Source organism: Acinetobacter sp. YH12041, assembly GCF_013419975.1.
GTDB lineage: Bacteria > Pseudomonadota > Gammaproteobacteria > Pseudomonadales > Moraxellaceae > Acinetobacter.
In genome coordinates, this window is the sequence record NZ_VOZC01000022.1 from 24,326 (window position 1) to 42,764 (window position 18,439).

The 18,439-nt window shown below is 40.2% G+C and carries 19 protein-coding genes, 1 tRNA gene and 1 pseudogene; 9 read left to right on the forward strand and 12 right to left on the reverse strand.

Features of this window, described 5'->3' with window-relative positions; translation table 11 throughout:
• Window positions 1-2 precede the first annotated feature (2 nt).
• Window positions 3-1,205: an SfnB family sulfur acquisition oxidoreductase gene (locus tag FTU00_RS13245; protein WP_373686193.1), complete on the reverse strand. Its 1,203-nt coding sequence runs from the start codon at window positions 1,203-1,205 to the stop codon at window positions 3-5.
• A gap of 381 nt (window positions 1,206-1,586) precedes the next feature.
• Here FTU00_RS13245 and FTU00_RS13250 point away from each other — a divergent pair, with 381 nt between their 5' ends.
• The gene (locus tag FTU00_RS13250) at window positions 1,587-2,351 is read left to right on the forward strand and encodes a glutathione S-transferase family protein (RefSeq protein ID WP_166136146.1); all 765 of its coding nucleotides are present in this window, start codon (window positions 1,587-1,589) and stop codon (window positions 2,349-2,351) included.
• Window positions 2,352-2,407: 56 nt separating this feature from the next.
• Here the strand turns inward: FTU00_RS13250 and FTU00_RS13255 are convergent, their stop codons facing one another.
• A complete protein-coding gene (locus FTU00_RS13255; RefSeq protein WP_180179877.1) occupies window positions 2,408-4,081 on the reverse strand; it encodes a hypothetical protein in 1,674 nt (557 codons plus the stop codon).
• Window positions 4,082-4,442: 361 nt separating this feature from the next.
• Between FTU00_RS13255 and FTU00_RS13260 the strand changes: the two genes are divergently transcribed.
• The gene (locus FTU00_RS13260) at window positions 4,443-4,913 is read left to right on the forward strand and encodes an Lrp/AsnC family transcriptional regulator (RefSeq protein ID WP_004784091.1); all 471 of its coding nucleotides are present in this window, start codon (window positions 4,443-4,445) and stop codon (window positions 4,911-4,913) included.
• Between the two features lie 66 nt (window positions 4,914-4,979).
• Here the strand turns inward: FTU00_RS13260 and FTU00_RS13265 are convergent, their stop codons facing one another.
• Window positions 4,980-5,729, reverse strand: a complete 750-nt coding sequence (locus FTU00_RS13265; RefSeq protein ID WP_004784089.1) for a YebC/PmpR family DNA-binding transcriptional regulator — start codon at window positions 5,727-5,729, stop codon at window positions 4,980-4,982.
• A 228-nt stretch (window positions 5,730-5,957) separates the two neighbouring features.
• Entirely contained in the window at window positions 5,958-6,512 is a 555-nt protein-coding gene (locus tag FTU00_RS13270; RefSeq protein WP_166136149.1) for a 1-acyl-sn-glycerol-3-phosphate acyltransferase, read from the reverse strand.
• Between the two features lie 798 nt (window positions 6,513-7,310).
• On the opposite strand from FTU00_RS13270, the gene FTU00_RS13275 reads away from it, so the two are divergent.
• A tRNA-Ile gene (locus FTU00_RS13275) sits at window positions 7,311-7,387 on the forward strand.
• A gap of 722 nt (window positions 7,388-8,109) precedes the next feature.
• On the opposite strand, the gene FTU00_RS13280 is transcribed toward FTU00_RS13275, so the two are convergent.
• The gene (locus tag FTU00_RS13280; protein ID WP_180179878.1) at window positions 8,110-9,291 is read right to left on the reverse strand and encodes a transcriptional regulator; all 1,182 of its coding nucleotides are present in this window, start codon (window positions 9,289-9,291) and stop codon (window positions 8,110-8,112) included.
• Window positions 9,292-10,335: 1,044 nt separating this feature from the next.
• Between FTU00_RS13280 and FTU00_RS13285 the strand changes: the two genes are divergently transcribed.
• On the forward strand, window positions 10,336-10,563 hold the full coding sequence (locus FTU00_RS13285) for a hypothetical protein (RefSeq protein ID WP_125279759.1): 228 nt from the start codon (window positions 10,336-10,338) through the stop codon (window positions 10,561-10,563).
• A 10-nt stretch (window positions 10,564-10,573) separates the two neighbouring features.
• On the opposite strand, the gene bioB is transcribed toward FTU00_RS13285, so the two are convergent.
• The 3 genes from bioB to queG all read right to left on the reverse strand — a co-directional run bounded on the left by bioB (window position 10,574) and on the right by queG (window position 13,134).
• A complete protein-coding gene (gene bioB / locus FTU00_RS13290; protein ID WP_180179879.1) occupies window positions 10,574-11,575 on the reverse strand; it encodes a biotin synthase BioB in 1,002 nt (333 codons plus the stop codon).
• Window positions 11,576-11,714: 139 nt separating this feature from the next.
• A complete protein-coding gene (locus tag FTU00_RS13295; RefSeq protein ID WP_005236211.1) occupies window positions 11,715-11,933 on the reverse strand; it encodes a hypothetical protein in 219 nt (72 codons plus the stop codon).
• 106 nt (window positions 11,934-12,039) lie between these two features.
• On the reverse strand, window positions 12,040-13,134 hold the full coding sequence (queG, locus tag FTU00_RS13300) for a tRNA epoxyqueuosine(34) reductase QueG (protein ID WP_159124491.1): 1,095 nt from the start codon (window positions 13,132-13,134) through the stop codon (window positions 12,040-12,042).
• Between the two features lie 23 nt (window positions 13,135-13,157).
• Between queG and FTU00_RS13305 the strand changes: the two genes are divergently transcribed.
• Entirely contained in the window at window positions 13,158-14,615 is a 1,458-nt protein-coding gene (locus FTU00_RS13305) for an NAD(P)H-hydrate dehydratase (RefSeq protein WP_179993092.1), read from the forward strand.
• Between the two features lie 11 nt (window positions 14,616-14,626).
• Entirely contained in the window at window positions 14,627-14,908 is a 282-nt protein-coding gene (locus tag FTU00_RS13310) for an acylphosphatase (RefSeq protein ID WP_180179880.1), read from the forward strand.
• Here the strand turns inward: FTU00_RS13310 and ruvC are convergent.
• Window positions 14,905-15,450 carry a crossover junction endodeoxyribonuclease RuvC gene (ruvC, locus tag FTU00_RS13315; protein ID WP_004784062.1) on the reverse strand — a complete coding sequence of 182 codons (546 nt, stop codon included), beginning with the start codon at window positions 15,448-15,450 and terminating at the stop codon, window positions 14,905-14,907. The genes FTU00_RS13310 and ruvC overlap by 4 nt on opposite strands.
• A 125-nt stretch (window positions 15,451-15,575) precedes the next feature.
• Between ruvC and FTU00_RS13320 the strand changes: the two genes are divergently transcribed.
• The gene (locus FTU00_RS13320; RefSeq protein ID WP_159124495.1) at window positions 15,576-16,142 is read left to right on the forward strand and encodes an FxsA family protein; all 567 of its coding nucleotides are present in this window, start codon (window positions 15,576-15,578) and stop codon (window positions 16,140-16,142) included.
• Window positions 16,143-16,262: 120 nt separating this feature from the next.
• Complete coding sequence (locus tag FTU00_RS13325) at window positions 16,263-16,901, forward strand: LysE family transporter (protein WP_159124496.1); 639 nt, start codon at window positions 16,263-16,265, stop codon at window positions 16,899-16,901.
• A gap of 5 nt (window positions 16,902-16,906) precedes the next feature.
• On the opposite strand, the gene FTU00_RS13330 is transcribed toward FTU00_RS13325, so the two are convergent.
• Complete coding sequence (locus tag FTU00_RS13330) at window positions 16,907-17,107, reverse strand: hypothetical protein (RefSeq protein ID WP_005236199.1); 201 nt, start codon at window positions 17,105-17,107, stop codon at window positions 16,907-16,909.
• A 126-nt stretch (window positions 17,108-17,233) separates the two neighbouring features.
• Window positions 17,234-17,482 (reverse strand): hypothetical protein, encoded by a 249-nt coding sequence (locus tag FTU00_RS13335; RefSeq protein WP_004784054.1) that lies wholly within the window; start codon window positions 17,480-17,482, stop codon window positions 17,234-17,236.
• Between the two features lie 459 nt (window positions 17,483-17,941).
• Between FTU00_RS13335 and FTU00_RS13340 the strand changes: the two genes are divergently transcribed.
• The gene (locus FTU00_RS13340) at window positions 17,942-18,196 is read left to right on the forward strand and encodes a DUF3887 domain-containing protein (RefSeq protein WP_180179881.1); all 255 of its coding nucleotides are present in this window, start codon (window positions 17,942-17,944) and stop codon (window positions 18,194-18,196) included.
• Here FTU00_RS13340 and FTU00_RS13345 read toward each other — a convergent pair.
• Window positions 18,193-18,439, reverse strand: a pseudogene (locus FTU00_RS13345) (IS982 family transposase); the annotation flags it as partial. The gene FTU00_RS13340 and the pseudogene FTU00_RS13345 overlap by 4 nt on opposite strands.

The following is an 18,439-nucleotide window of genomic DNA, read 5'->3' on the forward strand; positions in this document are numbered from 1 at the left end:
CCTTAAATCCAGGCGTGGCGGGCAGGGAGTTTATGATTTAGGTAATAATCCCCAAGTGCATGCAGCTTCCAGCGGATCGGGTCATGCAAGGTATGCACACGGGCATTACGCCAATGCTGATCCAGATTGTGCTGACTGAGGCTGGAGCGACTTCCACCCAATTCCAGTAATTTTTCCGAGATATGCAAAGCTGCATCATTGGCATAGACCTTGGCTTCAGCCACTAGAATTGAGGCTTTGGCTGCCTGCTCATCAGTCACAGATTCCAGCTGATCCAGTTCATCCAGATATTCAGCGGCTTCATCCAGCAGTAAAATCGCGGCATCGAGCAGCACAGAAGATTTGCCAACTTCCTGCAGGGTATAATGTTCTAAGCTGGCTTTTTCGACTTGAGCATCGACAATTGGACGTGCTTTTTGTACGGCAGTCAGCGTATCGGCAAAAGCAGCTTCGGCAATGCCGACATCAATCGCGACCTGCATCAATTGGGAATAGGCACCGCGGTAGCTTGGTTGATTTCCTAACAGACGCTCATCAAAAATCAATAGCGGATCAACTTCGACATGCTGAAGTTTGACGGTACCACTCGAAGTCGTGCGTTGACCAAAGCCATTCCAATTGTCGATCACTTCCACACCTTCAGCATTGCGGTCGACAATGGTTAGTACTACATGGCCTTCTGGATGAATCGCTTTAATCGCTAACCAGTGCGCGAAGCTGCTGCCGGTTGAATAAAATTTTTCACCATTCACAAAATAGCGGCCATTTTCAAATGTTAGAGTAGTGGCAAGCGTCTTGGTATCTTTGGTATTGCGTTCTGGACCGCCATTCGCCAGACGCTTACCTTTTAGAATTTCGTTATAAATAAACTGTTTTTGTTCTTCTGTGCCCATGATCTCGATCATGTTGAGTAATGCGATCTGGTTCTGCGGAATTTGCCCGACACTTGAGTCAGCCTTATTAATAATCCGGAATACATGCGCCAGGGTTTTATTGGCAACAAATGCACCGCCGTACTGTTTCGGAATACGCATGCCGCCCAGGCCTTTCTGGCTGAACAGGTCAATCTCAGCAAAAGGTAATAGACGTTGCTGATCACGCTGATTACGGCCTTCCAGGGCAAAGTCTGCAACCTGATAAGCAGCATTAATCGCGTCAAGATCATTTTCGATGATATGAACTTTTTCAGAAGTTAAACGAGACATAATGACATCCTCAATCGATGCCAAAACGTTACAGCGAAAGCTTTATGTAATTAAGCAATTGCTTTTGCAAAGCTTATAAAAAAAGCTCTTTAAGATAAAAACTGCTAGATTCTTATAAATTTGGAATATAGTAACTGATTAAAATTAAATAGATTTTGAATAATTTCTTAATTTTAATAGATGTTTTTAAAGCAGTGCATATCTGCTTTATAGATAATCAAGACAAAAAAATGTATAAAAATACTCATCGCCGTGTTGAATAAGCAACATCTTTATTTTGAATAAAAAGTTCATTGTATTTCCAGTCTGGGGTGACTAAAGTATCCGACTAAATTGGATGGTTTTAATGCGATCTAACCTAAAAACAAGCATGGAGAATTTATGCGCATCTTATACCAGTTTCCACTTTCTCATTTTTGTGAAAAGGCACGCTGGATGCTGGATTACAAAGAGCTGGAATATGTCGCGCAAAACCTCATGCCGGGTGCCCATCGTGCCTTTGCCCGCCTGAAAACTGGACAAAACCGTTTACCGATTCTGCGTGATCAGGAACGGTGGATTGCGGATTCGACCAAAATCGCTCTATATCTGGATGAGCAATATCCTGAACACCGTCTGCTACCTGCAGAAGCAAGCTTGCGTCAGCAGGCACTAGATATTGATGAAATCACCCAGGAATTAGGCCGCCATGTGCGTCGCTGGATGCTGGCTCAGGCTTTATCGCATGACCATGAATCGATGGATATTCTGATTGGAGAAAAAGGCTATCTGCGCCAGTTTGAAAAATTCTCCAAGCCATTGCTAAAAACCATTTTGACCAAGGGTTATGCCTTGACTGAAGAAACACTGGAACAGTCCAAACAATTTATCAAGGATTCGGTTGAGCAGCTTAACCAGATCCGTATGGAAAAAGAAGGACCTTATCTCGTCGGTTCGCGTTTCTCTCTGGCCGATATTGCGGTTTGTTCGATTCTGGCCCCTCTATTGGCTATTCCGGGAACGCCGTGGGAGAGGGAAAGCTTTGAATCGATGTCGGATGAATACCGGGAATATCAAAGTCATCTGGCTGAGTTGCCATTAGGGCAATATATTCAAAAGATGTATCGTAATGAGCGCAATGCCCGTGTTGATTGGCGCGGTGTATAAAATTAAAAATGAAATAAAAAAACGCGCATAAAGCGCGTTTTTTTATGAGATTAGAATTAACTCCAAGGGCTGGTTTGATCAATATCACTTGTTTTACTGAAGCCACTGAGCAGTGAGCTAAAGTCAAACTTCGGCAGGGAACTACCACTTGAGATATTGGTAATAGTTTCTTTAATGGTTGGGAGGATTTCAGTAATGCTGATATTCGTAGCCGTATCAGTATTACTAATGCCGGAAATCAATTCGCTAAGATCAGGCAGTTGTAGGGACGAGTTGTTACCGACTAAATTGCCAAGACTATCCGTGAATGCATCCAGACCTAAACCCTCTAAGCTTGGCACGCCAGAACCGAGTGACCCGAGCAGGTCGCCAATTTCAGGAAACTGAACATCATCCAGAAGATCCGAGAATTGACCTTCGCTATCAATCAGCGCAATCACTGGTTTTAGTGCTGTAATCACATTGTTGAGGTCGCTGGATAAGGTGAGCAGTAATGGGTTATTCACAAAATCCAGCACCACTTGTACGCCATTCAAGACATCGTAAAGAGAATTCACGATTTCTGCCTGATCAGCGTCAAGAACGTCACTATTCGCTAATAGATTCAACAGTGGATTGATGCCTTTTAGTACATCTGCGATGGTGTCTGGCACATTACCTGAACCTGCAGAACTGATTGCAGATACCAATGTAGTCACACTACCAACCACTGTTGGTAAAACTTGGGTAAGCTGCTCCATATCAATGGATGAGTTACCTGTATCAATCGATGCAAGCAGTGGCATCAGGCTTTGCGTTACAGTTTGCGCAATGGTGCCCGTATCGATATTGCCTGAATTGCTGATTAGACCACTGAGCAAATTGGTAATAGCACCGATATCAAGGTCACTGCTTGCATTGCTTATTAAGTTACTGGCTAACAGATTGACTGAACTGGTATCTAAACTACCTGTTGAGCCACCGATCAATCCGCTGATCAAGTCAACAATTGCACCGATGTCGAGATCACTAGCGGCATTGCCACTGATGAGACCACCGACTAGATTGGCAATTTGACCAATATCTACATCGCCAAGTCCGCCAGAACCACCAATTAAGCCACTAACCAGTTCAGCAATTTGTGCGATATCAATATCACCACCTTGAATGAGACCACTGACGATACCGACGATGGCACCAATGTCTGTTCCACCAAGACCACCAGTACCTCCAATCAGGCCACTCAGCAGTTGAGTGATTTGGGTAAGATCAAGGTCGCCACCTTGCAATAAGTTGCCAGCCAGTTCAGCAATTTTACTAAGATCTAGATTACCAGTACTGCCACCCATCAATCCACTGACCAATTTGATAACTGCATTTAAATCCAGGGTTGATGTATTACTACCCATTAAACTGCCAAGTAGATTGCTGATTGAACCTATGTCAAAACTGCCACCATTGGCTTTCGTTAATTGGCTAATTAAACTGTTGATATCAAGTTTAGAAGCATTTGAGCCTGTAAATTGGCTAATTAAATCAGTGAGGGAACTGGAAGCTAAACTCTTGCCAGAAAGCAGGCTGTTTAAGAGAGAATCTAGGGAAGGGGTAGAGGGGGTAGAACCTGTAATAGAACCAATAATGCCAGAAAGACTGCCACCCAATAAACCACCAAGTAAACTCGTATTTTGTATCTCTGTCGTGAGCACTGGACTGAGTTTAGTTTTAATTGAACTAAGAATACTAAAAGCCATAATCGTTTTGCGAATTTTTATGTTGTTATGTTTGTTGTGTGTTTTAGATAAACCGCTCAATTCTTATTCAATTTCTATACAAGTGTAAATCTAAGTTGGATTAATCATGCTTTGAAAATCCAGTTATCAGCGTCATAGTTTTTATTCATAAATAGTTTAGTGATAAATAAGAATGATTTATTTAAAAAGAGACGTTTATCGAAAATTTGTTTTATACGACGAATAACCATAAACATGGTTTAAAACTGGTTATTGAGATGTTTCTGGCATTTTTTTTCAAATAACTGGTAATTTATGAAAAATTTATCAATACTATCAGCAAAACAATGATGTATTTGAATAAAATGGCAAGAGATTAAAGATGGAATTAGATCGTTTTGATAAGCACATTCTTGAAATTTTGACCCATGAAGATGTCAATCTGAATGAACTCTCGGAGAGAGTAAATTTATCTGTGAGTTCGGTACACCGCAGGATCAAGCATTTGATCGATCATAATATTATCAGTGGCTTGAAGCGCGAGATTAATTATCAAAAATTGGGCTTTAGTCTGCATGTGCTGTTGCAGGTTTCCTTAAGCAAGCATGATAGCGATACTTTTGCCAAATTTTTAGAAGAATTAGAAAATATTCCGGAAGTCATTAATGCTTTCCTGGTGACAGGACAGTCTGCGGATTTTATTGTCGAAGTTGTGGCACGTGATATGGAAAATTATAGTCAGATTCTATTAAGCCGAATCGGCAAGATCGAGCATGTCGTAGCACTGCATTCCAGCTTTGTGATCAAGGAATATAATGTTTTTAACTGTAGTGGTCTTTTAAATAAGGTTTAAAATTCCAGGCATTTTTTAACACATATAAAAAACGCACCCGAAGGTGCGTTTTGATCTCATAGAAGATTAGGCATCGAGTTGCGCTAAAACTTCATCAGAGAATTCAACGTTGGTATAAACGTTTTGAACATCGTCTAGGTCTTCAAGCATATCGATCATTTTCATGATTTTTTTCGCTTGGTCGATATCTGTGATTTCAGCTTTGGTAGATGGGCTCATCACCACTTCAGCGTTATCAGATTTTAAACCTGCAGCAGCTAAAGCATCTTGTACTGTACCGAAGCTTTCAGGCGTAGTGATCACCAGGATTTCATCTTCATCCACTTCAATGTCTTCAGCACCCGCTTCAAGTGCTACTTCCATGATTTGATCTTCTAAAGACACATCTTCAAAAGTAATTTCGCCACGTTTAGTGAATAGGAAGGATACTGAACCGTTGGTACCGAGGTTACCATCAGTTTTAGTAAAGCAGTGACGTACATCAGGAACCGTACGGTTCAGGTTATCTGTCATGGTTTCAACAATAACCGCAACGCCGCCTACGCCATAACCTTCATAGGTTACTTCTTTAAGATCGTCGTTATCTTCACCACCGGCACCACGCTGAATCGCGCGATTGATCACATCACGTGTCATGTTTACAGATAATGCTTTTTCTACAACAGCACGTAGACGAGGATTACTACCCGCATCAGCGCCACCGAGTTTAGCAGCAGTTGTTAATTCACGAATGTACTTGGTAAACAACTTACCACGACTGGCATCTTGTTTTGCTTTACGATGCTTAATATTGGCCCACTTGGAATGACCCGCCATGCGAAATATGCTCCTTGTAGATTGGCTGTATGCCTATCGAATTGCGCCGATTCTACCATAAGCTCTTTTTTTGAAAAAAGAGTCTGGATTTGAGATTTAATGATAATGCCAAAAAAATAGGCAATAAAATAGAAAGGCAAAGCAATAAATGTAAATAAAAACTTAAGAAAATACCTAAATAAGAAAAGGGCAGAAGAAACATTATTCTCAAGCCCTTTTATGGAAAGTTTATTCCGGGATAATGATATCCAGACCAACATTCTCTTTATAGAGCTGCTTGATTAAAGCCAGATCATGCGCGAGATCAGTCGGGTAGATTTTGCCAAAAATCCCGCCTTGCTTGGTCTTGGAATTGGCGTACATAAGCACAATTGGCACATTGGCAGCTTTGGCAATATGCCAGAAACCGGTACGGATCGGTTTACGCGCTTCACCATTTTTGGCACGGGTGGCTTCAGGTGCGATCACCAGATTGAATTTTTCATTATTCTGAAAATGTTCAACCATTACGCTGACAATATCTTTATTGGCTTTACGGTCGACCGCGATACCACCCATGGCTTCCAGAATTGGTTTCATTGGGCCTTTGAACAGTTCTTTCTTGATCAGGGTATGAATTTTGATGTCATACATTTTAAAGAGTGCCAAAGATAGAACTGCATCCATCATGGATGTATGTTCAAATCCGACAATGACCTGTTTATCTTCGAGTACATCGGGTTCGACATGATATTGCCAACCGGCAAGTTTAAATGCAGATTCGCCAATAAATTTGTTTAGCATAAGTAGAAAGAAATAAGAGCTAACGGTATGAACTGCATAATTTCTTCCTGTTCTTATTCACAGTCAATAGGCTTTATTTCAAATTCATTAATAATATGAAAAATCCAAGATCAAAAAAGTATATTCAATAGTTTTTTAAGACCTGAAAGATATAAATAAATACTTAATAATCCTTAGAAAATATCATCTTATATAAAATAAGTCTTAAAATGATGAAAAAATGACTATCCAGCACAAATTTTAGTTATTAGACTTTTGTCGAAGAAAAGAAGAAATTGTGTCTTTTCTATTTTCTGGTCATTTTCTCTCTGAGATTGAAACCTATGACGTATATTACAGCTTTCATGTTCTCAATGCTTCTTTTAGCACTAGTTATTGTATGGTCTTTAATCGAAATCTATATGGATTTGCGTAAAGACGAGAAATTGGAATCAGAATTTTAGCCTTTATAGATTTTTAAAGAATATTTCCTGTGATTATATTTCCATATATAATAGTTGGTATTTTTATTGATTATGGATATATTGAGACGTAAAAGCGATCAATTTATCGATTTGATATTCGAATAATTAGCGTAGCTCTCTTTATTTTAGATAGAAAATATAGATGTCATATTAGGGCTTTGCTAACTCAAATTAGACTGAAGTCTTAAATCCTAAACAGGGCAGTTATTAAGGATAAAAAATGATTGCTGGCTAAGTGTGCAAGCAGCAAGAAAAGTACTTGTTTTTTGATCTAATCTTGGCTAGTATTCAATGCGCCTGAACTAGTTGAAATATAACAAATTCAGTCTATATAGGGCCTATAGCTCAGTTGGTTAGAGCAGCGGACTCATAATCCGTTGGTCGACAGTTCAAGTCTGTCTGGGCCCACCAAATTTATCAAGCACTTAGAAGCATTACTTCTAGGTGCTTTTTTAATTCCAGATTCTATGTAAGCACTATGTAATTAATTAAAATAAAGCATAGAAGCAGAGCCATGTATATTTTCCGTCTATATAGGAAATAGAATAACTTCATAAAAGGTAGGATTTTGGTAGGTAGTCTTCTCTATAGATTTATTCCATACTTCTATTACGGTGAGAGCCCCTAGTAATAATAGAGAAATGGTAGAAGGAATCAAACCATAGCTTTTAAGGAAATTACAGATTAAAAAAACGGTTTACTTATCCCTTATGTTTATTTTATAAAAATAGAGATACACAAGTAGTCAAAATCTTTAAAACGGCGCTGTAAGCCTCTATGTAAGTCAACTCTCCACTCGATGGACTTACATTTTTTTACAACCCTGCTCACGCTTTTTGAAAGCGGGCCAAGAAAACGTATCCCCATACGAGCTTTTGGCTTATCCTAAATCCTTGAGAGGATAAGGAGCAGGCGTTGTTCTTTTTTCAAAATTTTAATGAGCTCAAAACAGGAACTAAATATTTTTATTTTAGAATAGAATCATATATCTTGCTATAAGTGATTTCTGTCCTCAATTTATTAAATGGAAATATATAAAAATTATAGTGTTAAGGTTCTTTAGGATTTTTAATTTTTAGTTCAATTGAAATTTATTACAAGTTTAAAAATTAAAATTAAATAAAGTCTAATATTTAAAGTTTCTGAACTTTAAGTAATATCTGATGCACTGACTGACTCTTTGGCATCAGTTCAATCAAGCGTTTTACTGCATCAATTGCTTCTGGGAAACGTGCTACATGTTTAAGCAATATATCCGTTTCATTGGCTTTAAAAATAGCATCACTGAGTCGTAGTTCCAGACAATTCCGCCAAGCACATAGAAATGGACTTTCAGTCTTTGCCAAGAATACACCTGTATATAGTTTCAAAGCAGAATCGATATAACCGGCATCCAGAGACTGTTCTGTTTGCAGGAAATCATTTTCTACATGAGCAAGTATACGATAAGGCCGTGAACCCAGCATGCCACCTAATAGATCTCTAAGTTGTGACATTTCTGCTTTTAAGGTGCCCATACTCACTTTGCGTTCGCCATAGACGGCCTGATGCAGATTATCCAGACTTAAACCTTGTGGACATAAAGCTAAAATCGCAAGAATTTCAGTCTGACGTGGCGTAATTGTTAGAGCTTTACCATTAAAAATGACCTGCGGGACAGAAAAGGCACGAATATATAAATGCTGTCTTTGTGATTCCAATAAAGCAGATTGAATAATGGAGGCACAGCGTTCTGCTGCCAGTAGTCCAAAACTATTATGCTTTTGCCATTCAGTGGACAAGGCAATTACACCCAGAATGTGTTTGGAATACGGATCAATAATGGGTGCAGCATAACAGGCCATATCTTGGACCGATGGCATGTAATGTTCGCTAGAAAACACACAGCTAGACTGTTGGGTTTTGATCGACAGCGCGAGAGCATTGGTGCCGACCAGTTCTTCACGCCACTGACCACCTTCAATGAGATGCACATTTTCAGCCACCTTACGCATTTCAGGACTGGATGCTGTCCACACTACAGTGCTACCTACATCTCCTAGAGCTAATACCATAGAAGACTGTTCGGCAATGTGTTTAAGGTTCTCAGCGCAATATTGCAAAGCATGACTTAAAGTTGAGGGTGAACGCACTTTCTTGAGATCGAGGAGTGGGGCAGCTAAACGATCTTTGGGGATATGAGCTACAGACGAGCGCTGCCATGAACTGACAATGCTCTGTTCTAGCTGTGCAGCATGAGATAGCGACAAACTACTGCTTTGGCTTAGCTGATCAATTTTTTGTCTGTGTAGTATCAGATTTTGCTCTGTCATCATTCCTTATTCTCACAATAATTCATGATTTACACCCATTGTAATTATTATTGTTTTTATGAAGAATCAAAAGAAATGTAAACCTGTCGTATTTCAAACCTTTTTCTAACTTTATGACGATTATCTTAATCTAATAATATGAAGAAGTACCTTATACCATAGCTGTAGATGCGACTTCGTCACATTAAAATAGGTACAGGTAATACATATGCGTGATATTGATCCGAATTCGCTTGGTCTAAAAATTCATTATAAAAATCTTTTAGTGGGTAATAGATCATTCTAAGTAAAGGCGAAAAATATTTTGATCATTTCTTCTTAGCAAGTACTAAAGCAGATTCTGGTTCACTTTTTTATGATCTTTTTCAAACTAAAAAGCAGCTTTCAAATTTCAATTTTATAGAGAAAATTTAAGGAATTTCTAAAAGCATTAAATACTGGCTAGTAGTTAGCTGCACTGTAATGATGCCGGCAAAATTATTTGAACGAATTTATAGAAAGCCTGAATCTATCTTCAGTTTTTTTCGAATCTCTCTAAGCCTGATATTGACTGAATCAGGCGTTATATAGCCTATAGAATAGTTTAAAGCTCAATTTATTGTCTTGTAAAAACCTTATTGATTAAAGATAACTTCTATAAATCAGTAACCTATGAAATGATGATATTTGAATAGAAAGAAAACTTTAAAAAGCAGACGAAGTGTATTTGACAGAATGTAAAAATATGTTAATAAATATAATATGATTTTTAAACCAAAAATCATGGATGTTTCAGGAAGAAAGATCAGGAAGCTGATAAAAAATAATTACAGGAGTTTTAGCAATGCTTCAATTATTAAAAAAAATATTTTGTCTGCACATTTATGAATACCAGCAAATGGAGGAAATTGGGGCAGATTGGGAATGCCGCAAATGTGGTACCCAAAGAGATTAAAAAATACTGCAAGAAAAAGTGAGCGATATGCTCACTTTTTTATATCCATTATATTTAATCTAAACTCATATCCATTAAAATCATTACCAGTACCACATGATGAGAAGGCTTAAATGAGCAAAGATTTCCATGCCAAAACCTATATTGTAGATGAAAATCTGGCTGACACTTTACACTGGTTAAGCCTGCATCAGGACTGTTATGACTCTTTTAGTTTTGATGCACTGACGCAGGAACTGGTCGTACATCATGCCAATGGAACAGACCAGATCCGGATCGGTGATTATCTCAATGCCAGTTATGGCATTTTAATTACTGCACATAACTTTTCAGCATCTTGAATTATTTCAATTAACTTGCCATTGCATCAGTCGCCAATGCGCGGATGCTTGGCTTAGGTTGTTCTGCTACCAGTCCCAATTTTTCAAAGAGCTGTTGGTCACGACCTTTGGCTGTATTTGGAGTCGTTAGCAGTTTTTCGCCTGAGAAAATCGAGTTGGCACCTGCCATAAATGCCAATGCCTGATCTGAGTCAGTCAGTGATTCACGGCCTGCCGAAAGACGAATATAACTTTTTGGCATCAGAATGCGGGCCACTGCAATAGTTCGAATCCATTCAATCACATCCAGTTTTTCAACATCTGCCATCGGTGTGCCTTCAATTGGCACTAGCATATTGATGGGCACAGATTCTGGGTGAATCGGAAGTGTAGAAAGCTCAAATAATAAACCGATCCGGTCATTACGACTTTCACCTAAGCCGACAATGCCACCACTACACACTTTTAAACCCGCTTGACGCACATGGTCCAATGTATCTAGTCGGTCATCAAAGCTGCGGGTACTGATAATATGTGAATAGTATTCACGTGATGTATCCAGATTGTGATTGTAATAATCCAGTCCAGCATCTTTTAGACGTTCTGCCTGTGAGGCATTCAGCATGCCTAAAGTCATACAGGTCTCTAGTCCAAGTGCTTTGACTTCACGTACCATGTCCAGTACATAAGGCATATCACGTTCATGCGGATTACGCCATGCTGCTCCCATGCAGAAGCGTGAACTGCCAGAGGCCAGAGCTTCTTTTGCTTCCTGAATTACTTTTTCTACTGCAATGCGTTTTTCCGCTTCGAGTTTGGAATCATAATGTGCGGACTGAGAACAGTATTTGCAATCTTCCGGGCATTTACCGGTTTTAATAGAGAGCAGGGTACTGACCTGAACGGTATTGGCATCAAAATATTGACGATGAACCTGTTGAGCCTGAAAGATTAAGTCCATTAAAGATTGTTGATATAGGGCTTCAATTTCTGCACGAGACCAATCATTACGTATTGGATCAATACTGTTCATCTGTCCATCCTTGTTCATATTTATTTATCAGGCTCCATCTTAAGTAAAAGTATCGCCATCTTCATTAGCAAAATATGACCTTATAGAAAAAACAAAACCCACACAAGGTGAGCTTTGTAGTTGAACTCTTGATCGGAGTTTATTCACGATGATTTCCGTGAATATTCTGGTTTTGTAAATCACTACGATGTTGCTTGTTTAATACACGTTCATCTTGTTCGTGCTGGTTATTTTTTGGAGAGCCAAGCGGGCCATGTTGTGACTGCTGCTGTTGCTGTTGTTGCTGCTTCTGGTGTTGATGTTGCAACTCTTCAAGCTGTTCCTGATTTTGATGTTGTGTATCAGATGACTTTTGCATATCCACCTCCGGCTTTATTTCTATTCTTTTTCCTTTATGCCATAGCTTGCACAGTAACTGTGTAAGGCTTTGACGAGAAAATGTGAACCGAAGTAAAAATTGAAAATTACCGGGATTTTGCCAGTTGTTCCTGTATGGCCCAGTCAATATGAACTTGTACAATCTCATCATGTTGATTCTGCTGAGCTTGTAATGCCTGGACAATCTGTGGATCAAAAGGCGCATTACCCAAGCCGATCGCAATATTGCGCATAAAGCTCTGATAGCCGGTACGGCGTAATGGACTGCCTTCAGTTGAGCTTAAAAATGTAGCTTCATCCCATTGCCAGAGATCCAGTAAACTCACTTGATCCAGTCCATGTCGGGGGTGAAAATCTTCAATATTAGTTTTTTGAGCAAAGCTGTTCCACGGACAAATCAACTGACAATCATCGCAACCGAAGACCCGGTTACCAATCCCTCGACGTAACTCCTCTGGAATGATCCCTTTATACTCAATGGTTAAATAAGCAATACAGCGACGTGCATCCAGCATATACGGTTCAACAATAGCCTGTGTCGGACAAATATCAATACAGGCTGTGCATGAACCACAATGTTTGCTTGCAGGCTCATCAAAGGGCAGTTCCAGTGAGCTAAACAGCTCACCTAAAACAAAGAAAGACCCGGATTTTTTATGGATTAATAAAGTATGTTTACCGGTCCAGCCCATGCCCGCACTTTCGGCCAGGGATTTTTCAAATACAGGAGCAGAGTCTGCAAAGGGGCGGGATTCAAATTCACCGACTTTTTCCCGAATTTTAGAAGCCAGCATTTTTAGGCGCCCGCGCATGGTCTTATGATAGTCACGACCACGGGCATAACGGGCAATAATCGCAGAATTTGGTGCATAGGGCACTAGACGCGGTTCTGGAAGATCGACCAGATAATCCATTCGTACACAGATCACGGATTTGGTATTGGGAATAAGCAGTGTGGGATCGGCACGTTTTTCCAGATTTTCTTCCAAAAACTTCATATCACCGTGATAGCCGCGGTCTAAATATTCCTGCAAGCGGACTAATTCTGCTTGAGCATCCGGTTGGGCAATGACACAATCAGAAAAACCCAGTTCTCGTGCCTGCGCTTTGATCCACGCTTTCAGTTCATGAGGATCTTGTTGATAAACTTGGATTTGCGCTTGGGAATCGGGTGTTGTCATAAACCAGAAACAGGAAATAAGAAATGCAGCAGCAAGTTTATCATAGCCGCAATATACAAGCATGGGAGCAGCGCTGGTTTGGCAAGCAAAATAGTTCTTATGGTTTGATGCAACAGGTAGCATGGTCGATTGCGCAGCGACTCATCCCTTTGTTGGAACAACAGCAATTGACCCGAATCGCTGTGTGTTGCGGTCAGGGTAATAATGCCGGTGATGGTTATCTGATAGGTAAATATTTAAAACAGGCCGGTTTTGAAATAGATATTTATGCAGCAGAACCCAATCCATCACAGGATCTGGCTCAAGCAATCCGGGAAACTCAGCAAATCGGTATACCCACTTATTCAGGTTTTAATTTTCAGAAACAATATGATGTCTATATTGATGCCTTATTTGGGATCGGCTTGAACCGTGATCTGAATGAAAATTGGCAACAGATTATTCAAAGCATTAATGCCCAGCAAGGTCTTAAAATTGCAGTGGATATTCCAAGCGGACTGCATGCCAATACCGGACAGTCTTTGCCGGTTGCCATTAAGGCAGATCATAGTTTTACTGTTTTAGGTTTAAAGGCGGGACTATTTACCGGACGAGGCAAAGAATATGCCGGCAAGGTAGAGGTCATCTCGGTTATTCCTCCCGATGCTGAACTTGTGCCGATAGCTCAAATTTCCTCGACTCAAATTCATCTGCCTAAACGTGAAGCTTTTGGACATAAGGGCAGTTATGGGCATGTGCTCGTAATTGGGGGGCATGCCGATATGGGCGGTGCGGTCATTATGGCAGCTGAGGCAGCCTTTGCTGCCGGTGCAGGTAAGGTCACTGTGGTTTGTGATGCCAAACATCATACTGCCATTTTGTCACGTGCTCCGAATATCATGCTGCGTGATATTAATGCGCTAGATGCTGAGCAACGCCAAGCTTTAGTTCGTCATGTGGATGCTGTCTGTTTTGGTATGGGGTTAGGACGAGATACTTGGGCTGAACAGCAATATAAATACTGGTTTGACCTGATTCAGCAATCAGAACTGGAGACAGTTCTCGATGCAGACGCCTTGTGGTTTCTGGCAAAATCACCACAAAAGTTGAATGCCCATACTTATGCAACACCACATCCGGGTGAAGCGGCTACTTTGTTAGAAATGAAAGCATCAGAAGTCGAAGCAGATCGTATTCAGGCAATTCAACAGCTCCAGCAAAAATATCAGGGACAATGGGTGCTCAAAGGTTCAGGTAGCCTGATTTTAGAAGATGCTCTTTTCATCTGTACCGCAGGCAATGCCGGTATGGGAACCGGAGGAATGGGAGATGTACTTGCTGGCATGATCGCAAGTTTGAAAGCCCAATTTAAAGATGCCACCCATTTACATGAAATCGTAACTTTGCACGCACTTGCCGGTGATGTATTGGCGAAAAAAGGTGAACGTGGCTTGCAGGCGCAAGATATGAAACATGCCATTTACCAGGTTGTGAACCACTAAGGACAATAAAAATGCAGGCCATTCATTTGATCATTCAGGGCAAAGTGCAGGGCGTGGGCTACCGTCGCTGGTTTGAACAACAGGCAATTCAATTAGGTTTAAAGGGTTTTGTGCGTAATCTGGAAACAGGCGAAGTCGAGGCTGTCATTGTTGGGAAGGAAGCGATTGTTCAGGACATGATCCAGCTCAGCAGAACTGGATCACAACGTGCAGAAGTCACTGCAATTCATCAGCAGAGTTTGAATCTTCAAGACGCTGATTTTCAAGATTTTAAAGTATTAACTGAAGACTAACGGCGGCGGGTGCTGACCCGACTGCGCCCACGTGCCATACCACCCAAGGCATTCAATACAGCCATTTTACTCATGCTGCCTGAAGCATGAGCATGACAAATCGCAGCAGCAAGTGCATCGGCAGCATCTTGTTGCGGTTTGATTGTCAGGTTCAGAATACGCATAACCATCATCTGAACCTGTTCTTTGTCTGCAGCGCCATAGCCCACAACAGACTGTTTGATCTGCCGTGCCGTATATTCGGCAACTTTCAGATCCAGATTCACCAAGGCTGCGACTGCCGCACCACGAGCCTGACCCAGTTTGAGAGCAGAATCCGGATTTTGTGCCATAAACACCTGTTCCACCGCAGCCTCGGTCGGGCCGTAAAATTTGACAATCCGTTCGACACCAGCAAAGATTCGTTTTAAACGTTCAGGCATTTCCGCTGTTTCAGTTCTAATCGTTCCTGCATCAACAAAAGTGAGTTTTGAACCTTCTTTTTGGATGATACCGTAACCTGTTAGACGCGAACCGGGATCAATCCCAATAATTAATGACATGCCTGCACTTTAAAAATAAAATAATGCCCATATTGTTACATAAGCGTATCAAAAAAGCTTGATCCTGATGAAGCAGTTGATTACAGCATCCTAATATTTATTTTACTGAGATTAGATTAATTTTCATGAAATTATTTCTTATTATCCTGGCCGGCTTAGTCCTCGAAGTATTTGTATGGATTGGCGTGGGTGACCTTGTCGGGAGCATGTGGTACGTATTTTTCTGGTTCGTGGCGGCTTTCTTTATCGGTATGAACCTGATCCGGAAATATTCGGCCGGCGTTATGCCACAAATGCAGCAAATGCAGATGGGACAGATGAGTGCAGATCCGGCATTATCAAATAATTTGCCTAAAATCTTAGCCGGCTTTTTCCTGCTGATTCCTGGTTTGATTAGTGATGTGCTTGCGGTATTAATGCTGATTCCACCTGTACAACGTGCTTTCCAGGCAGCCATGATGAAAATGATGATGAAACGTCAGCAAGCCATGATGGAAAAAATGATGGGTGGCATGATGGGCGATGTCGGTGGTGGTGCAGGCCAAAACCCGTTTGCTGAAATGATGCGTCAAATGCAGGATATGCAGAACCAGCAGGGTGGTCATGGCGATTCAACCATTATTGATGGTGAAGCTCGTGAAGTGACCCCGGAAGCCAAGAAAATTGAAATGAAAGATGTGAACAAGAAATAAAATCACGCTTTCAATATAAATACTTCAAGCCGAATCTCATGATTCGGCTTTTTTACTGGAACTTTCTAATTTCATTAAACAAAAGTTATAATAGTTTTTTTACCATTTGATCTTTTTTAAATGTCCTTGCTTTTTACCATCTGTTTTCTGCATTTTGTTGCTCAATTAAGCCCGGGTCCTGACATTTTACTTATCGCAAAAAGTGCTGCTTCTACGACACGTATGAATGCCTTAAAGGTGATTGCCGGAATTTCAGCGGGGATCGTGGTTTGGGTGATATTGACGCTAGCTGGCTTTACCGTACTGATCGATCAGTTTCCCTGGATTCAGCAAGTATTGATGGTCATCGGTGGGCTATTTTTGGCCAAAATGGGCTGGGCCATGCTAAAAAGTGGCTGGCAAAGTTTTCAGAACAGACATCAAACTCAAGATGATTTAAATACGGTAGAAGCACCAAAAAGTTATTTTATGCAGGGTTTATTGACTAATCTGTCGAATCCTAAAACCCTGATCTATTTCAGTAGCGTATTTTCACTTGCACTGAGTTCATCAGCTTCTGATTATTTAAAAGCGCAACTGGCAGTGATTATTCCGCTGCAAACATTTATCACTTTTACTTTACTGATGCTGTTAATTTCCCATCCTAAAATTAAAGAGGCTTACCAGCGATCAGGAAGTTATATCGATATGATTTCAGGCGGATTATTCCTGATTTTTGCAGTCTGGTTATGGTATGACGCGCTAGTTCTAATGAACTAAAAATCTTAATTTGATGGAGTGACAGAGGAGTTTTCGTTAGAAAGCTGCTGTGCAGCGGAAGCGTCAGAAACTGGATGATCCTGTTTCTGCACTGGAGACTGATAACGATTCGGTTTAAGGGTGGCCTCAGTATTTTCCGAACCCTGATAACTGCGACTGCGATTGGCACGCTCACGTAAGCCGCCTTTTTTAATTAACTGAACCATTTTCATCTCTCACTGCAAGATGACTTATTGTAATTCAAATTTTCTATTCTGGCAGCGTTTCATATTCAAGTTAAAAACGCATAAAAAAGACCTGATCCAAGTCAGGTCTTGCTGGAGGATAAAAAATTAGCGCGGACGTTTATTATCTTGTTGCAGCACATCAAATAAAGACGACTGAGCTGGCACTTCCTGCTGCTGTGACTGGATATAAACATGCATTACCTTGAACGCGATTGCAGTAACCAGACAGGCCACCAGACATAAAATCCAAAAACCATAAGGGCTGCGAATATTATGTGAGCCACAGGCATGACATTCTTTTTGGCCAGCTTCCACAACTTTATCGCAGCACGCACAGTGATATTGATAGTACATTGCTAAGCTCCATTACATTTCTGATATTTTTTTTGTTATCTTTCACGGACTTTTATTTCAGGTCTGCATGTCATGTTAATGATGCAATTAGACGCTGACAAGTCATATAACAAAAAGTTACCCAAGTCTCAGTGAGGAAAACAAATAATAATTGGCTAAGTACATAACATCATTAAGTTATTCCGAGAAATTTCTCTGGAATAATTAACTATGCTATCTATCAATTCATAAGCAATTTTTGAACCAGTTCGAGTGGAGCTTAAGAACAACAAGTATAAAATGGGAAATAGACAGGGCAAAAACTTAGATGAATTGATCTGCCCTAAAAAATAGAATGATATGGAATATATTTTGCTTATTTTTTAACTATTCGTTGCACTGTATTAAGTCTATAAAAATGTTTAATTTCAATAATTTTTATGAAAGTGCATTATAAACTTAAGGAACAATACTGATCTCATGAAGAAAATATCACTGTTTTTATCATCCTTGCTCTATATGAGCAGTCTTTATGCACAATCGGATATTGAAAAGGAAGTTATTGCCCAGTTTCAGCAGGATTTTAATGCGCAAAATTATGCAGCAATTTTTGAAAAGTTTTCACCTGAAGCGAAAAAAGCGATTCCTTTAAATATGTTTGAAAAAGTCTCTAAAGACTTACAGCAGCAACTCGGCAAAATACAAAGTCTTAAGTATAACCCGAATCCTGCTTAAGCCGATGACTTCATAATTTGAATTATTGGCTTATTTTTATGGATCAGTTGATATGCACACAAGGACGCGTAAATCCCTCCTAGAAATCCATGAACACTACGTGCTTTGCTTGTCAATAAATTGTACTGACCTTTCAATAAACTGAATAAAGTCTCTATCTTATTGCGCTGTTTTAAGTGATATTTATCTGACTCAGAAAGTTGTATAGCCTGCATATTTTTTCGATGATAGGTAATTAAATCA

Coding starts and splice junctions, on each gene's coding strand:
- FTU00_RS13245 (WP_373686193.1), bottom strand. CDS start 1,205: ATGTCTCGTTTAACTTCTGAAAAAGTTCATATCATCGAAAATGATCTT.
- FTU00_RS13250 (WP_166136146.1), top strand. CDS start 1,587: ATGCGCATCTTATACCAGTTTCCACTTTCTCATTTTTGTGAAAAGGCA.
- FTU00_RS13255 (WP_180179877.1), bottom strand. CDS start 4,081: ATGGCTTTTAGTATTCTTAGTTCAATTAAAACTAAACTCAGTCCAGTG.
- FTU00_RS13260 (WP_004784091.1), top strand. CDS start 4,443: ATGGAATTAGATCGTTTTGATAAGCACATTCTTGAAATTTTGACCCAT.
- FTU00_RS13265 (WP_004784089.1), bottom strand. CDS start 5,729: ATGGCGGGTCATTCCAAGTGGGCCAATATTAAGCATCGTAAAGCAAAA.
- FTU00_RS13270 (WP_166136149.1), bottom strand. CDS start 6,512: ATGCTAAACAAATTTATTGGCGAATCTGCATTTAAACTTGCCGGTTGG.
- FTU00_RS13280 (WP_180179878.1), bottom strand. CDS start 9,291: ATGATGACAGAGCAAAATCTGATACTACACAGACAAAAAATTGATCAG.
- FTU00_RS13285 (WP_125279759.1), top strand. CDS start 10,336: ATGAGCAAAGATTTCCATGCCAAAACCTATATTGTAGATGAAAATCTG.
- bioB (WP_180179879.1), bottom strand. CDS start 11,575: ATGAACAGTATTGATCCAATACGTAATGATTGGTCTCGTGCAGAAATT.
- FTU00_RS13295 (WP_005236211.1), bottom strand. CDS start 11,933: ATGCAAAAGTCATCTGATACACAACATCAAAATCAGGAACAGCTTGAA.
- queG (WP_159124491.1), bottom strand. CDS start 13,134: ATGACAACACCCGATTCCCAAGCGCAAATCCAAGTTTATCAACAAGAT.
- FTU00_RS13305 (WP_179993092.1), top strand. CDS start 13,158: ATGCAGCAGCAAGTTTATCATAGCCGCAATATACAAGCATGGGAGCAG.
- FTU00_RS13310 (WP_180179880.1), top strand. CDS start 14,627: ATGCAGGCCATTCATTTGATCATTCAGGGCAAAGTGCAGGGCGTGGGC.
- ruvC (WP_004784062.1), bottom strand. CDS start 15,450: ATGTCATTAATTATTGGGATTGATCCCGGTTCGCGTCTAACAGGTTAC.
- FTU00_RS13320 (WP_159124495.1), top strand. CDS start 15,576: ATGAAATTATTTCTTATTATCCTGGCCGGCTTAGTCCTCGAAGTATTT.
- FTU00_RS13325 (WP_159124496.1), top strand. CDS start 16,263: ATGTCCTTGCTTTTTACCATCTGTTTTCTGCATTTTGTTGCTCAATTA.
- FTU00_RS13330 (WP_005236199.1), bottom strand. CDS start 17,107: ATGGTTCAGTTAATTAAAAAAGGCGGCTTACGTGAGCGTGCCAATCGC.
- FTU00_RS13335 (WP_004784054.1), bottom strand. CDS start 17,482: ATGTACTATCAATATCACTGTGCGTGCTGCGATAAAGTTGTGGAAGCT.
- FTU00_RS13340 (WP_180179881.1), top strand. CDS start 17,942: ATGAAGAAAATATCACTGTTTTTATCATCCTTGCTCTATATGAGCAGT.